This window comes from Croceifilum oryzae (genome assembly GCF_030814315.1).
Taxonomy (GTDB): domain Bacteria; phylum Bacillota; class Bacilli; order Thermoactinomycetales; family Thermoactinomycetaceae; genus Baia; species Baia oryzae.
Genome location: NZ_JAUSUV010000010.1, coordinates 12,266 through 25,533, shown reverse-complemented (window position 1 = coordinate 25,533; position 13,268 = coordinate 12,266). Strand labels below are relative to the sequence as shown.

Here is a 13,268-nt window from a genome sequence, read left to right as displayed (position 1 = left end):
TGGTCATGAACAGCGATGAAGCAGAAGGTTGCCGACACACCTGGCCCCTTTGCCATGGCCTAGGTCGGGAGAAATTTCTGCGGAGAAGTTCATTTAAGAAAAATGAGCGAAGGAGGGTTACTAATGGCAAAACAAAAGATTCGCATTCGGCTGAAAGCCTATGACCACCGTGTCCTAGATCAGTCAGCGGTGAAAATCGTTGATACTGCGAAGCGTACGGGCGCTAGCGTGTCAGGTCCGATTCCGCTTCCAACAGAGAAATCTGTTTATACGATCTTGCGGGCGGTTCATAAATATAAAGATTCCCGTGAGCAGTTCGAAATGCGCACTCATAAGCGTCTGATCGACATCGTGAATCCTACGCAACAAACCGTAGATGCACTGATGAGATTAGATCTTCCATCGGGTGTTGACATCGAAATTAAATTGTAATGCTTAACTTCGATAGGGTAGGAGGTGTACGGCGTGAAAGGTATTCTTGGTAAAAAGATCGGCATGACTCAAGTCTTCAATGAGGATGGTACAGTTGCTACTGTAACCGTTGTTGAAGCAGGGCCATGTGTCGTTCTTCAAAAGAAAGAAATCGGTACGGATGGTTATGAAGCGATCCAAATCGGTCTCAAAGAAAAGAAAGAACATCGTGCTACTCGTCCTGAAATGGGACATGCAAAAAAAGCAGGTGTGGCACCACAACATTTCGTAAAAGAAATTCGTGGGGTTGACGTTGCAAGCTACGAGCTTGGAAGTGTTCTGAAAGCCGACTTATTCGCTGCTGGTGAATTTGTAGACGTAGTTGGAACATCGAAAGGTAAGGGCTTTGCAGGTGCGATTAAACGTCATAATCAATCTCGTGGACCAATGAGTCACGGTTCTCGTTATCACCGTGGACCAGGTTCTTTGGGTGCGGTTGCTCCTAACCGTGTATTCAAAGGCCAAACTCTTCCAGGTCAAATGGGTCATGAGCGTGTTACTACACAAAACCTTGAGGTTGTACGTGTAGATGCTGATAAGAACCTGATCTTGGTAAAAGGTAGTATTCCAGGTCCTAAGAATGGTTATGTAATCGTAAAATCATCTGTTAAGAAAAGCGTATAATTGAGCAAAGAAAGGAGGACATAACATGCCTAAATTGACTGTATTAGATGTGCATGGTAAAGAAGTGGGTGAGATCGAACTAGCTGATGCGGTGTTCGGAATCACTCCAAACCAACACGTACTACATGATGCAGTTGTTATGCAACAAGCATCCCAGCGTCGTGGTACCCATGCGGTAAAAGGACGTTCTGAAGTTCGTGGTGGTGGTCGTAAGCCATACAAACAAAAAGGTACTGGTAATGCTCGTCAAGGAAGCATTCGCTCCCCGCAATGGGTTGGCGGTGGTACAGTCTTTGGACCGGTTCCGCGTAGCTATGCTTACAAATTGCCAAAGAAAGTACGTCGTCTAGCTATCAAGTCTGCTCTTTCTTCCAAAGTATTGGATAACGAACTAGTAGTACTAGATGCATTAGCTCTTGAAGCTGCGAAAACTCGCGAGCTAGTACGAGTGCTAAAAAATCTTGGCATGGAGAAAAAGACATTGATCGTGTTAGACGATTTAGAGGAGAAAGCAGCTCTTGCTGCACGTAACATCCCAGGTGTGAAATTAATCGTAGCTGAAGGTGTTAATGTGCTCGACGTCCTCTATCATGACAAAGTGATTTTCACCCGTGGGGCTGTAAATCGTGTTGAGGAGGTGTTTGGCCAGTGAAGGATCCACGCGATATCATCCGTCGCCCAGTAGTAACAGAAGCTTCTACTGAGATGATGGAACAAGGTAAATACGTTTTCGAAGTAGACGTACGTGCGAACAAAGTAGAAGTGAAAAAAGCGGTTGAAAGCATTTTCGGCGTAAAAGTAGCTTCTGTGAACACTCATCGTCTTCTAGGAAAACAAAAGCGTCATGGTCGTTATACAGGTCGGACGCCAGAACGTAAGAAAGCAATCGTTACTCTTGCTGAAGGCAGCAAAGCAATTGAAATCTTCCAAGCTTAATTACACATTTGATTAAAAAAGGAGGGAAATCGAAGTGGGTATTAAACAATACAGACCAACGACTCCATCACGTCGTCATATGACTAGTTCTACTTTTGAAGAGATCACTACTAGCACTCCTGAGAAGTCGCTATTACAACCTCTAAACAAGAAGGCAGGTCGTAACAACCAAGGTAAAATTACGGTACGTCACCAAGGCGGTGGCCACAAACGTAAATACCGTGTGATCGACTTTAAACGTAATAAAGATGGCATCGTAGGAAAAGTGGCTACGATCGAGTACGATCCAAACCGCTCTGCGAACATCGCATTGATTCATTACGTTGATGGTGAAAAACGTTACATTCTAGCTCCAAATAGTCTAAAAGTAGGACAAGAGATCATCTCCGGTCCTGAATCAGACATCAAGCCAGGTAACGCTCTTCCACTTCGCAACATCCCAGTAGGTACAGTAATCCATAACATCGAGCTTAAACCAGGCCGTGGTGGACAACTTGTACGTGCTGCAGGTACTAGCGCACAGCTTCTTGGTAAAGAAGGTCGCTATGCTATCATTCGTCTTGTATCCGGTGAAACTCGCATGATTCTTCTTGAGTGCCGCGCGACAATCGGTCAAGTAGGTAACTTGGATCATGAATTGATCAACATCGGTAAAGCAGGTCGTTCTCGTTGGTTAGGCAAACGCCCAACTGTACGTGGATCTGTAATGAACCCTGTAGATCACCCACATGGTGGTGGTGAGGGACGTGCACCAATCGGTCGTAAGTCTCCTGTTACTCCTTGGGGTAAACCGACTCTTGGTTATAAGACTCGTAAGAAAAACAAAGCGTCTGACAAGTACATCGTACGTCGTCGCAAGAAGTAATAAAAACTATTATCTAGCCTCACTCGAAGGGAGGTTTCAGCTATGGGCCGCAGCCTGAAAAAAGGACCCTTTGCAGATGATCACTTAATCAAGAAAGTGGTTGAGCTGAACGAAAAAGGCGAAAAGCGTATTGTCAAAACTTGGTCTCGTCGTTCTACCATCTTCCCAGACTTCGTTGGTCATACCATTGCAGTTCACGATGGACGCAAACATGTTCCTGTATACGTAACGGAAGATATGGTCGGTCATAAACTTGGTGAGTTTGCTCCAACCCGTACCTACAAAGGTCATGGTAACGATGATAAGAAGACGAAACGTCGGTAGATGATCGATTCGCGAGAGAGGAGGGCAACGCATGCAAGCAAAAGCGATTGCGCGTAACATTCGAATTGCACCACGTAAAGTGCGTTTGGTAATTGATTTGATTCGCGGTAAGTCTGTAGAAGAGGCTTTCGCAGTACTTCAGTTTACCCACCGTGCTGCCTCGCCGGTCATCGAGAAAGTGTTAAAGTCTGCTGTTGCGAACGCAGAGCATAACTACAACATGGATGCAAACAACCTTGTTGTAGAAACAGCTTTCGTTGATGAAGGGCCAACGTTGAAACGCTACATGCCTCGTGCAATGGGCCGTGCAAGTCGAATTAACAAACGTTCAAGCCACATTACTGTGGTTGTAAAAGAAAAATAATCTCTGAATAAGGAGGGATAAGCTATGGGTCAAAAGGTGAATCCAATTGGACTTCGCGTTGGTGTCATTCGTGACTGGGAATCCAAATGGTTCGGCGGAAAAGACTTCGCAGATCTACTTCATGAAGACTTAAAAATTCGTGACTTTGTGAAAAAGCGTCTGAAAGATGCAGCCGTTTCCAAAGTAGAAATCGAACGTGCAGCGAACCGTGTGAACATCACTGTTCATACCGCGAAACCAGGTATGGTAATCGGTAAAGGCGGTACAGAAGTTGATGCACTTCGCAATGCTCTTGTGAAACTAACAGGCAAAAAAGTACACATTAACATTCACGAAATTAAACACCCTGAGCTTGATGCAAATCTAGTTGCTGAAAGTATTGCTCAACAATTAGAGCGCCGTGTTTCATTCCGTCGTGCTATGAAACAATCAATCGGTCGTACATTACGTGTTGGTGCGAAAGGTGTTCGTACTCTAGTAAGCGGTCGTTTGGGTGGAGCAGATATCGCTCGTAGCGAAGGTTATAGCGAAGGTACTGTACCACTCCATACACTACGTGCTGACATTGACTACGGTTTTGCTGAAGCAGATACAACTTACGGTAAAATCGGGGTTAAAGTTTGGATCTATCGTGGTGAAGTTCTCCCAACAAAAAACACTCCAAAGGGAGAAGTGGAAGGAGGCAAATAAGCGATGCTATTACCAAAACGCGTAAAATATCGTCGCCCACACCGTGGTAAGATGCGCGGTAAAGCAAAAGGCGGTACGGAAGTAGCATTCGGCGAATATGGTTTGCAAGCTCTTGAGCCATCTTGGATCACCAACCGCCAGATTGAGGCAGCGCGTCGTGCGATGACTCGTTACATGAAGCGTGGTGGACAAGTTTGGATTAAGATCTTCCCAGATAAGCCAGTTACTCAAAAGCCTCTTGAGGTACGGATGGGTAGCGGTAAAGGTTCCCCAGAAAAATGGGTAGCAGTTGTAAAACCTGGGAAAATCATGTTCGAAGTTGCTGGTGTACCTGAAGATGTAGCTCGTGAAGCTATGCGCCTAGCTGCGATGAAACTACCAATCAAAACGAAATTTGTGAAACGTGAAGCGGGGGGTAACGAATGAAAGCGAAAGAGCTATTAGAGTTGACCACCGCCGAAATCGAGCAAAAGCTTGCTGAGTTCAAAGAAGAACTGTTCAACCTTCGTTTCCAGTCCGCTACTGGACAATTGGAAAACCCAACTCGTTTGGGCCAAGTTCGCAAGGACATTGCTCGTTGCAAAACGGCTCTCCGTGAGCGCGAACTAGGAATCGAAAGGAGGACACAGGGATGAGCGAACGCACAACACGCCGTAAAGTTCGAATCGGCAAAGTGGTAAGCGATAAAATGGATAAAACCATCGTCGTTTCTGTAGAAACCTACAAACGTGACTCCAAATATGGAAAGCGCGTTAAATTTACCAAAAAATTTAAAGCTCATGATGAAGAGAATACAGCAAAAGCTGGAGACCTCGTAAAAATCATGGAAACTCGTCCGTTGTCTAAGGACAAACGTTGGCGCTTGGTGGAAATCGTAGAAGAAGCGGTTATCATCTAATGATTGACACGTAAAGAGTAGCGGGAAGGAGGGAAACTCATGCTTCAAAACCTATCTCGTCTTCGTGTAGCAGATAATTCCGGCGCGAAGGAAGTAATGGTCATCCGTGTGTTGGGTGGTTCTAATAAAGCCACTGCTGGGATCGGCGATCTCGTCGTTGCATCCGTGAAACAAGCAACACCCGGTGGCGTTGTCAAGAAAGGTGATGTAGTGAGATGTGTAGTCGTGCGTACGAAACGTCCTGTACGTCGTCCAGATGGCTCCTACATTCGCTTTGATGAAAATGCCGCAGTTGTGATCAAGGAAGATAAGAGCCCACGTGGTACCCGTATTTTCGGACCAGTCGCTCGTGAACTTCGTGATCGTGATTTCATGAAGATCATCTCCCTAGCGCCAGAAGTTCTCTAATTGATCGGATCAAATATATGACTTCTGAATGAAGGAGGTGCCGATTGTGAGCGCAAAAATGCACATCAAAAAAGGTGATACTGTACTTGTTATGCGTGGGAAAGAAGCTCCAACTTTCAATGCAGACGGTAAAAAAGTATTCACTAAAGGTCGTGTAATCAAGGTTCTTGCTAAAGAAGGTCGTGTAGTTGTGGAAGGTGTAAACATGGTAAAACGCCATAGCCGTCCAACACAGACGAACCCTCAAGGTGGCATCATTGAGAAAGAAGCACCTATTCATGTTTCTAACTTGATGATCGAAGATCCTAAGACGAAACAACCAACACGCATTGGTTATAAATTCGTTGATGGTAAGAACGGCGAACAGAAAAAAGTTCGTTATGCAAAAAAGTCAGGTGAAATTCTAGATAAGTAATTCTTCGCATGAAAGGAGGTACCCAGATGGCTCGCTTAAAAGAACTTTATTTGAATGAGGTAGCTCCATCTTTACAGAAAAAGTTTGGTTACAAATCTGTAATGCAGCTTCCTAAAGTCGAAAAAGTTGTAATCAACATGGGTGTTGGTGAAGCCGTTCAAAACTCTAAAGTATTGGACAATGCAGTGGAAGACCTTACCTTGATTGCTGGTCAAAAACCAGTTATCACGAAAGCGAAAAAATCCATTGCTGGTTTCAAACTCCGTGAAGGTATGCCAATTGGTGTGAAAGTAACCCTACGCGGTGAGCGTATGTACCACTTCTTAGATAGATTGGTAAACGTTGCGCTACCACGTGTTCGTGATTTTCGCGGTGTTTCCGCAAAATCGTTTGATGGACGTGGTAACTACACGCTTGGTTTGAAAGAACAGTTGATCTTCCCGGAGATCTCTTATGATAAAGTTGATAAAGTTCGTGGGATGGACGTAGTCATTGTTACTACCGCTAAATCTGACGAAGAAGCTCGTGAACTACTTACTGCTATGGGAATGCCATTCCGTAAGTAGAAATCCTAATGCTAAAGGAGGGAATCCGTTGGCCAAGAAGTCGATGATCGTGAAGAATCAACGTACGCCAAAGTTTAAAGTTCAAGGCTATACTCGCTGTGAGCGCTGTGGTCGTCCACATTCTGTATACCGTAAGTTCCGTCTCTGTCGTATTTGCTTCCGTGAACTGGCCTACAAAGGGCAGATTCCCGGCGTGAAAAAAGCTAGCTGGTAATTGTTTGAGGAAGGAGGGTTCTCACAATGGTGATGACAGATCCAATTGCAGATATGTTAACACGTATTCGTAACGCAAACATGGTTCGCCATGAAAGCTTGGAAGTTCCTGCTTCTCGCATGAAACGTGAGATTGCTGAGATCTTGAAGCGTGAAGGTTTCATCCGCGACGCTGAGTACGTTGAGGATTCGAAACAAGGCGTGTTACGTATTTTCTTGAAATATGGCGCAAGTAACGAAAAAGTTATTTCTGGTCTAAAACGTATCTCGAAACCAGGATTGCGTGTATACGCAAAATCCACTGAGATCCCACGCGTTCTTCGTGGACTCGGGATTGCAATTATTTCTACCAACAAAGGTGTAATGACTGATAAAGAAGCTCGTCAACAAAATGTTGGTGGCGAAGTTCTCGCATACATCTGGTAATTTTCTTATAGAAGATCGGAGGTGACTTCGAATGTCTCGTATTGGTAAAAAACCGATTGTGATTCCAGCGGGTGTGGAATTCAAGCAAGAGGGTAACGTTGTGACTGTAAAAGGTCCAAAAGGAACCCTTACACGCGAATTCAATCCAGACATCACGATCACCGTTGAGGATAATCAACTAACAGTAAACCGTCCTAGTGATCATCGTACACACCGTGCGCTTCATGGTACAACTCGTAGCTTGCTTGCGAACATGGTTGAAGGTGTTGCGAATGGATTTACAAAAACCTTGGAACTCGTAGGTGTTGGTTATCGTGCTTCTAAAAAAGGTAACAACGTTGTACTAAACGTTGGCTACTCTCACCCAGTTGAGGTTGAGCCTTTGGCAGGAATCGAGTTCGACGTTCCTTCTCAAACACAAGTGATCGTCAAAGGGATTGACAAGCAAGTGGTTGGAGAAATGGCGGCAAATATTCGCGCGAAACGTGAACCTGAACCGTACAAAGGTAAAGGTATCAAGTACAGCGATGAAGTGGTTCGTCGTAAAGAAGGTAAAACTGGTAAGTAATAAATTTGCTAGTTGAAGGGAGTGAACTAGACCGTGATTCAAAAGCCGGAGCGCAATAAAGGTCGTAAGAAACGTCATTTACGCGTACGTAAAAGAGTTTTTGGCACGGCTGTGCGTCCTCGCCTTAATGTTTTCCGTTCATCGAAAAACATCTACGCTCAGTTGATTGATGATCAAACTGGCGTAACAGTAATCGCAGCATCTTCCTTAGATAAAGGTTTCGAAGGAAAAGGTACTACCGTTGATGCTGCTCATGCTGTAGGTGAATTGATCGCAAAACGTGCAATCGAAAAGGGTTATAAATCTGTTGTATTCGACCGTGGTGGTTATATCTATCATGGACGTGTGCAAGCACTGGCTGAAGGAGCTAGGAAAGGAGGTCTAGACTTTTGAGCAGACAAGACAGACCACGCAAAAAGGATGCAGTTCAATCCGAGTTTGTGGAAAAAGTGGTTAACATTAACCGCGTATCCAAAGTTGTTAAAGGTGGACGTCGTTTTAGCTTCAGCGCACTCGTAGTAGTGGGCGATGGCAAAGGACGTGTTGGTGTCGGCATCGGTAAAGCTGCTGAAGTACCAGAAGCGATCCGCAAAGGTGTAGATGATGCAAAAAAGAACCTGATCTCTATTCCGTTGCAAGGTAGCACCATTCCTCACGATATCATTGGTCGCTTTGGCGCTGGTAGCGTTATTCTAAAACCAGCTTCCAAAGGTACTGGTGTAATCGCGGGTGGTCCAGTTCGTGATGTACTAGCCGTAGCAGGTGTGGGCGATATCCTCACTAAGTCTACGGGTTCCAATAACCCAATTAACATGGTTCGCGCAACCCTCGCAGGTCTTGCAGGTCTGAAACGCCCTCAAGACGTGGCTAAATTGCGTGGAAAAACAGTAGAAGAGTTGTTAGGATAGGAGGGATAACCGTGGCAAAGAAAGTAGCGATTACCTTTACAGGTAGCATGATCGGACGTCCGGAATCCCAACGTGTTACCCTGCGGACACTCGGCTTCACCAAACGTGAACAAACGATTGTCCACAATGACAATCCTGCGATCCGTGGTATGATTAATAAGGTAAGCCACTTGGTTGAAGTGAAAGAAATTAACGAGTAATAGTAGGACATGTTGAAGAGGAGGTGCGAAGATGAAACTACATGAGTTAAAACCAGCTGAAGGCTCTCGTCATACGAGAAAGCGTGTAGGTCGTGGTACAGGTTCTGGCTTAGGTAAAACCTCTGGTCGTGGACACAAAGGACAAAACGCTCGTTCGGGCGGTGGTGTTCGTCCTGGATTTGAAGGGGGCCAAAACCCAATCTATCGTCGTCTGCCGAAACGAGGCTTTACCTCTCCAAATCGTGTAGAGTATGCAGTTGTCAACTTAGACACTTTAAATCGCTTTGAAGATGGTACTGTAGTAACCCCAGAACTTTTAGTAGAGACTGGTGTTGTGAAAAACCTAAAAGCAGGCGTAAAAGTTCTTGCGAATGGCGAACTAACGAAAAAGCTTACCATTAAAGCTCATAAGTTCTCCCAAAGCGCACAAGAAAAAATTACCGCCGCTGGTGGAGCGACGGAGGTAATCTAATATGTTTACAACCCTGGGCAACATTTTTAAGGTGGAAGATCTTCGTCGTCGTATTTTGTTCACGTTGTTGTTGTTGGTTGTCTTTCGTATCGGAAGCTTTATTCCTGTTCCTAATACGGACGCAACTGCATTGCGAGAATATTTGCAATCACAAGGAGGAGGAGTCTTCGGACTTATCAACACCTTCTCGGGTAACTCCTTGCATAACTTCTCGATCTTTGCGATGGGGATTATGCCATATATCACTGCTTCGATTATTGTGCAACTTTTGACGATGGACGTGATTCCCGCCTTTGCTCGTTGGGCGAAAGAGGGAGAGACAGGACGACGTAAGATTGCACAAGTAACTCGTTATTTTACGATTGCTCTTGGCATTATCCAGTCCATCGGGTTGTCTATCGGGTTTGGTCGTGCTGCCAAAGAATTTATTATAGGCGATGGTTTTTGGACCTATGCCTCGATTTCTTTGACACTTACAGCAGGAACGGCTTTCTTAATGTGGCTAGGTGAGCAAATTACGGATAAAGGTATTGGGAATGGTATTTCTATCATCATCTTTGCCGGAATTGCTGCCGGAATTCCTGGAGTTGGCTCACAAGTATGGAATACATTCTTTACTGGTAAGGCTGATATAACGATGGGGATTCTAAAGCTTGCTGGAATTCTACTTGTTGTATTGGTAGTGATTGTCGGGATTATTTACATTCAGCAAGGTGTACGGAAAATTACGATTAACTATACCAAGCGTGTGGTAGGTCGTAAGATGTATGGAGGACAATCCACACATATTCCGTTTAAGGTAAATGCTGCGGGTGTGATCCCTGTGATCTTCGCGGTATCCTTGCTTATGTTCCCTCCGACTATTGCTAGATTCTGGGAAGGTAACGCAATCGCGAATTGGGTTATCAAACATTTCGACTATACCAGTTCCGCATTAGGAATAATCTTGTATGTTCTGTTAATTCTTGGATTTACGTATTTCTATACGTTTGTTCAAATGAATCCGATTCAGCTTTCCGATCAGTTAAAGAAGAACGGTGGTTTTATCCCGGGTGTACGTCCAGGTAAAGCGACTACTTCTTACTTAACTCGGATCATGAATCGTCTTACATTGACAGGAGCACTTTTCTTAGCGGCTGTCGCTATTTTACCAGTCATTTTCATCAAGTTAGCTGGTTTACCAACTTCTGTTCAAATTGGTGGGACCTCTCTCTTGATCGTGATTGGTGTAGTGCTTGAGGTCATGAAGACGATTGAAGCTCAATTGGTAAAACGTCATTACAAAGGTTTCATGTCTTCCAAGTAACATGAGTGTTGCCCCGGTAAGAAATCTCCGGGGACTCGTGTGTGCTTGGGACTTACAATTTTTAACTTTTCATTGCGGACCGCCCGCAGGAGATTCACCGGGAGGTAAGACGCTTGAATATTATCTTGATGGGTATGCCCGGCGCAGGAAAAGGTACACAAGCTGCGAAGATCATAGAGCAGTTGAATATACCACATATCTCGACAGGTGATATGTTTCGTGCAGCTGTGAAAGAACAAACGCCTCTAGGATTAGAAGCAAAATCGTTTATGGATCAAGGGCAATTGGTTCCTGACCGTGTAACGATTGGAATTGTTCGTGAGCGCCTGGCAAAAGATGATTGTGCGAAAGGCTTCTTGTTAGATGGTTTCCCGAGAACGGTACCTCAAGCAGAAGCATTAGATCAATTATTAATCGATTTGAACCGCGAATTAGATCACGTTATCTACATCGATGTAGCGATGGATGAGCTTTTACGCCGCCTCACAGGTCGTTGGATTTGTCGTGATTGTGGTGCTACCTACCATGTAGTGTTTGCTCCTCCTGAAAAGGAAGGAGTTTGTGATCATTGTGGTGGAGAGCTATACCAACGCGAGGATGATCGTGCAGAAACGGTTGCAAACCGTCTTAAGGTCAACTTTGAACAAACAAATCATTTACTTACTTACTACGAGTCAAATGGCAAACTGGAGCGTGTATATGGAGCTCTGCCAATCGATGAAGTAAGTAAGCATATCTTGTCTGTGGTTCGAGGAACAGTTTTATGATCACGGTTAAGTCGTTAACTGAGATCGAACGTATGAGGCAAGCCGGCAAAATTGTTTATCTAACTCATCAGGAGTTAAAAAAATGGATTGAGCCGGGCATCACAACGAAAGAGATTGATCATGTTGCAGAGAAGTTCATCAGGAGTTTGGGAGCAACCCCTTCTTTTAAGGGATATAACGGCTTTCAAGGAAGTGTATGCACTTCAGTAAATGATGAGCTCGTGCACGGTATCCCAGGCAAGCGCAAGCTTCTAAATGGCGATATCTTCTCTGTCGATATTGGTGCTTATTACGAAGGCTTTCATGGTGATTCTGCGTGGACCTATCCAATAGGGATCGTAACACCTGAGGCGGAGCGTTTACTTGCTGTCACTGAACAATCGTTGTATGCTGGTTTAGCAGTATGTAAACCAGGAATACGGCTAGGTGACGTATCTCATGCGATTCAATCTGTTGCTGAGGCAGCGGGATTTTCGATTGTGGAGGAGTATGCTGGACATGGAATCGGTCGTGAGCTTCATGAAGATCCTTCTGTTCCAAACTTCGGTGAACCTGGAAAAGGCAGACGTCTTTCCAAGGGAATGACCTTAGCAATCGAGCCGATGGTGAATGCGGGAAGCCGCTTTGTTCGTACATTAGATGATCAGTGGACAGTTGTAACTACAGACGGTTCTCTATGTGCTCACTTCGAGCACACTATCGCGATTACGGACGATGGCTATGAGATACTTACCACAGCGTAAGGTGAAGGGTGATGGATGTGACAGGTGTTGACAGTCGTATATGTGTTGGGCAGATCGTTCAAGTGAAAACGGGACGAGAAGCTGGTGCTTACGCGGTTGTCATCGGCTTGGAAGAACCTCACTTTGTATGGTTAGCGGATGGTAAAAAGCGAATGGCTGAGAAGCCCAAGCGGAAAAACCAGAAGCATGTACAACCAACCATTCAAGTGGCGCAAGAGGTAGTTAGTAGCTTGCAGGTTACAGGTCGTGTCACCAATGCACTGTTGCGGTACGCCCTGAACCAATACCTGCTCCAAATACGTTCTGAAGAACAGAAAGGAGTGTGAGTCATGGCCAAGGAAGATGTAATTGAGGTGGAAGGAATCGTTGTTGAATCCCTACCTAACGCAATGTTTAAAGTGGAGTTAGAGAATCGTCATACAGTACTCGCGACTGTATCAGGAAAGATTCGCATGCATTTTATCCGAATTCTTCCGGGGGATAAAGTGACGGTTCAACTCTCTCCATACGACTTAACCCGCGGACGGATTACTTATCGTTATAAGTAACCTTTCGGGAACGAGAAGGAGGTAAACCGGTAATGAAAGTACGTCCATCGGTGAAGCCCATTTGCGAAAAATGTAAAGTTATCCGCCGCAAAGGGGTAGTAATGGTAATCTGTGAAAATCCAAAACACAAACAAAAACAAGGTTAACAGAAAGGGAGGTGTAGCGTATGGCACGTATTGCAGGTATTGACTTGCCACGTGAAAAACGCGTTGAGATCGCCCTAACCTATATCTATGGTATTGGTCGCTCTCAATCTAAAAAAATTATTTCTGAGACTGGTGTAAATCCAGATACTCGTGTCCGTGATCTAACGGAGGAAGAAGTAAACAAACTTCGTACTCACATTGACAAGACTCTTACAATCGAAGGAGATCTACGTCGTGAAATCTCTCTTAACATCAAACGTTTGATGGAGATTGCTTCCTATCGTGGAATTCGTCATCGTAGAGGCTTGCCAGTTCGTGGTCAAAAAACCAAAACGAATGCACGTACTCGTAAGGGACCACGTCGTACCGTTGCGAACAAGAAAAAATAATTAGATAAGGAGGGACTTACC

The 13,268-nt window shown here is 44.8% G+C and carries 28 protein-coding genes; all 28 read left to right on the top strand.

Annotated elements, in window-relative coordinates; all coding sequences use genetic code 11:
* Positions 1–123 precede the first annotated feature (123 nt).
* Complete coding sequence (gene rpsJ, locus J2Z48_RS11775; protein WP_093291968.1) at positions 124–432, top strand: 30S ribosomal protein S10; 309 nt, start codon at positions 124–126, stop codon at positions 430–432.
* Positions 433–465: 33 nt separating this feature from the next.
* Complete coding sequence (rplC, locus tag J2Z48_RS11770; RefSeq protein ID WP_307253769.1) at positions 466–1,095, top strand: 50S ribosomal protein L3; 630 nt, start codon at positions 466–468, stop codon at positions 1,093–1,095.
* A 25-nt stretch (positions 1,096–1,120) separates the two neighbouring features.
* Entirely contained in the window at positions 1,121–1,747 is a 627-nt protein-coding gene (gene rplD / locus J2Z48_RS11765; RefSeq protein ID WP_307253768.1) for a 50S ribosomal protein L4, read from the top strand.
* Positions 1,744–2,031 (top strand): 50S ribosomal protein L23, encoded by a 288-nt coding sequence (rplW, locus tag J2Z48_RS11760; RefSeq protein ID WP_093291965.1) that lies wholly within the window; start codon positions 1,744–1,746, stop codon positions 2,029–2,031. The genes rplD and rplW overlap by 4 nt, the downstream gene beginning before the upstream one ends.
* Before the next feature lie 34 nt (positions 2,032–2,065).
* A complete protein-coding gene (gene rplB, locus J2Z48_RS11755) occupies positions 2,066–2,896 on the top strand; it encodes a 50S ribosomal protein L2 (RefSeq protein WP_307253766.1) in 831 nt (276 codons plus the stop codon).
* A gap of 42 nt (positions 2,897–2,938) precedes the next feature.
* Entirely contained in the window at positions 2,939–3,220 is a 282-nt protein-coding gene (rpsS, locus tag J2Z48_RS11750) for a 30S ribosomal protein S19 (RefSeq protein ID WP_072332809.1), read from the top strand.
* A 31-nt stretch (positions 3,221–3,251) separates the two neighbouring features.
* Positions 3,252–3,584, top strand: a complete 333-nt coding sequence (gene rplV / locus J2Z48_RS11745; RefSeq protein WP_072332806.1) for a 50S ribosomal protein L22 — start codon at positions 3,252–3,254, stop codon at positions 3,582–3,584.
* A gap of 24 nt (positions 3,585–3,608) precedes the next feature.
* Positions 3,609–4,274, top strand: a complete 666-nt coding sequence (rpsC, locus tag J2Z48_RS11740) for a 30S ribosomal protein S3 (RefSeq protein WP_093291964.1) — start codon at positions 3,609–3,611, stop codon at positions 4,272–4,274.
* Positions 4,275–4,277: 3 nt separating this feature from the next.
* Positions 4,278–4,700, top strand: a complete 423-nt coding sequence (gene rplP, locus J2Z48_RS11735; protein ID WP_072332801.1) for a 50S ribosomal protein L16 — start codon at positions 4,278–4,280, stop codon at positions 4,698–4,700.
* Complete coding sequence (rpmC, locus tag J2Z48_RS11730) at positions 4,697–4,909, top strand: 50S ribosomal protein L29 (protein WP_072332798.1); 213 nt, start codon at positions 4,697–4,699, stop codon at positions 4,907–4,909. Before rplP ends, rpmC begins: the two co-directional genes overlap by 4 nt.
* On the top strand, positions 4,906–5,172 hold the full coding sequence (gene rpsQ / locus J2Z48_RS11725) for a 30S ribosomal protein S17 (RefSeq protein ID WP_093291962.1): 267 nt from the start codon (positions 4,906–4,908) through the stop codon (positions 5,170–5,172). The genes rpmC and rpsQ overlap by 4 nt, the downstream gene beginning before the upstream one ends.
* A gap of 39 nt (positions 5,173–5,211) precedes the next feature.
* Complete coding sequence (rplN, locus tag J2Z48_RS11720) at positions 5,212–5,580, top strand: 50S ribosomal protein L14 (RefSeq protein ID WP_072332792.1); 369 nt, start codon at positions 5,212–5,214, stop codon at positions 5,578–5,580.
* A 58-nt stretch (positions 5,581–5,638) separates the two neighbouring features.
* The gene (gene rplX / locus J2Z48_RS11715) at positions 5,639–5,995 is read left to right on the top strand and encodes a 50S ribosomal protein L24 (protein ID WP_307253928.1); all 357 of its coding nucleotides are present in this window, start codon (positions 5,639–5,641) and stop codon (positions 5,993–5,995) included.
* A 26-nt stretch (positions 5,996–6,021) separates the two neighbouring features.
* Positions 6,022–6,561 (top strand): 50S ribosomal protein L5, encoded by a 540-nt coding sequence (gene rplE / locus J2Z48_RS11710; RefSeq protein ID WP_072332789.1) that lies wholly within the window; start codon positions 6,022–6,024, stop codon positions 6,559–6,561.
* A gap of 28 nt (positions 6,562–6,589) precedes the next feature.
* Entirely contained in the window at positions 6,590–6,775 is a 186-nt protein-coding gene (locus J2Z48_RS11705; RefSeq protein ID WP_072332786.1) for a type Z 30S ribosomal protein S14, read from the top strand.
* Positions 6,776–6,801: 26 nt separating this feature from the next.
* Positions 6,802–7,200, top strand: coding sequence for a 30S ribosomal protein S8 (gene rpsH / locus J2Z48_RS11700; RefSeq protein WP_307253760.1), 399 nt, complete (start codon positions 6,802–6,804; stop codon positions 7,198–7,200).
* A gap of 31 nt (positions 7,201–7,231) precedes the next feature.
* Positions 7,232–7,768, top strand: a complete 537-nt coding sequence (rplF, locus tag J2Z48_RS11695; protein ID WP_307253758.1) for a 50S ribosomal protein L6 — start codon at positions 7,232–7,234, stop codon at positions 7,766–7,768.
* A 33-nt stretch (positions 7,769–7,801) separates the two neighbouring features.
* A complete protein-coding gene (gene rplR / locus J2Z48_RS11690) occupies positions 7,802–8,161 on the top strand; it encodes a 50S ribosomal protein L18 (RefSeq protein WP_307253756.1) in 360 nt (119 codons plus the stop codon).
* 47 nt (positions 8,162–8,208) lie between these two features.
* Positions 8,209–8,676 (top strand): 30S ribosomal protein S5, encoded by a 468-nt coding sequence (rpsE, locus tag J2Z48_RS11685; RefSeq protein ID WP_093292052.1) that lies wholly within the window; start codon positions 8,209–8,211, stop codon positions 8,674–8,676.
* Between the two features lie 11 nt (positions 8,677–8,687).
* On the top strand, positions 8,688–8,876 hold the full coding sequence (rpmD, locus tag J2Z48_RS11680; protein WP_131848675.1) for a 50S ribosomal protein L30: 189 nt from the start codon (positions 8,688–8,690) through the stop codon (positions 8,874–8,876).
* Positions 8,877–8,907: 31 nt separating this feature from the next.
* Positions 8,908–9,348: a 50S ribosomal protein L15 gene (gene rplO, locus J2Z48_RS11675; RefSeq protein WP_072332768.1), complete on the top strand. Its 441-nt coding sequence runs from the start codon at positions 8,908–8,910 to the stop codon at positions 9,346–9,348.
* Position 9,349: 1 nt separating this feature from the next.
* Positions 9,350–10,654: a preprotein translocase subunit SecY gene (gene secY / locus J2Z48_RS11670; RefSeq protein WP_307253748.1), complete on the top strand. Its 1,305-nt coding sequence runs from the start codon at positions 9,350–9,352 to the stop codon at positions 10,652–10,654.
* A gap of 113 nt (positions 10,655–10,767) precedes the next feature.
* Positions 10,768–11,421 carry an adenylate kinase gene (locus J2Z48_RS11665; protein ID WP_307253746.1) on the top strand — a complete coding sequence of 218 codons (654 nt, stop codon included), beginning with the start codon at positions 10,768–10,770 and terminating at the stop codon, positions 11,419–11,421.
* Positions 11,418–12,164 (top strand): type I methionyl aminopeptidase, encoded by a 747-nt coding sequence (gene map / locus J2Z48_RS11660; RefSeq protein WP_307253743.1) that lies wholly within the window; start codon positions 11,418–11,420, stop codon positions 12,162–12,164. The genes J2Z48_RS11665 and map overlap by 4 nt, the downstream gene beginning before the upstream one ends.
* An 11-nt stretch (positions 12,165–12,175) precedes the next feature.
* Positions 12,176–12,490: a KOW domain-containing RNA-binding protein gene (locus J2Z48_RS11655; RefSeq protein WP_307253740.1), complete on the top strand. Its 315-nt coding sequence runs from the start codon at positions 12,176–12,178 to the stop codon at positions 12,488–12,490.
* A gap of 3 nt (positions 12,491–12,493) precedes the next feature.
* Complete coding sequence (gene infA / locus J2Z48_RS11650) at positions 12,494–12,712, top strand: translation initiation factor IF-1 (protein WP_072332755.1); 219 nt, start codon at positions 12,494–12,496, stop codon at positions 12,710–12,712.
* Positions 12,713–12,744: 32 nt separating this feature from the next.
* Positions 12,745–12,858, top strand: coding sequence for a 50S ribosomal protein L36 (gene rpmJ / locus J2Z48_RS11645; protein WP_072332752.1), 114 nt, complete (start codon positions 12,745–12,747; stop codon positions 12,856–12,858).
* Positions 12,859–12,878: 20 nt separating this feature from the next.
* Complete coding sequence (rpsM, locus tag J2Z48_RS11640; protein ID WP_072332749.1) at positions 12,879–13,247, top strand: 30S ribosomal protein S13; 369 nt, start codon at positions 12,879–12,881, stop codon at positions 13,245–13,247.
* The last annotated feature ends 21 nt before the right edge of the window (positions 13,248–13,268 follow it).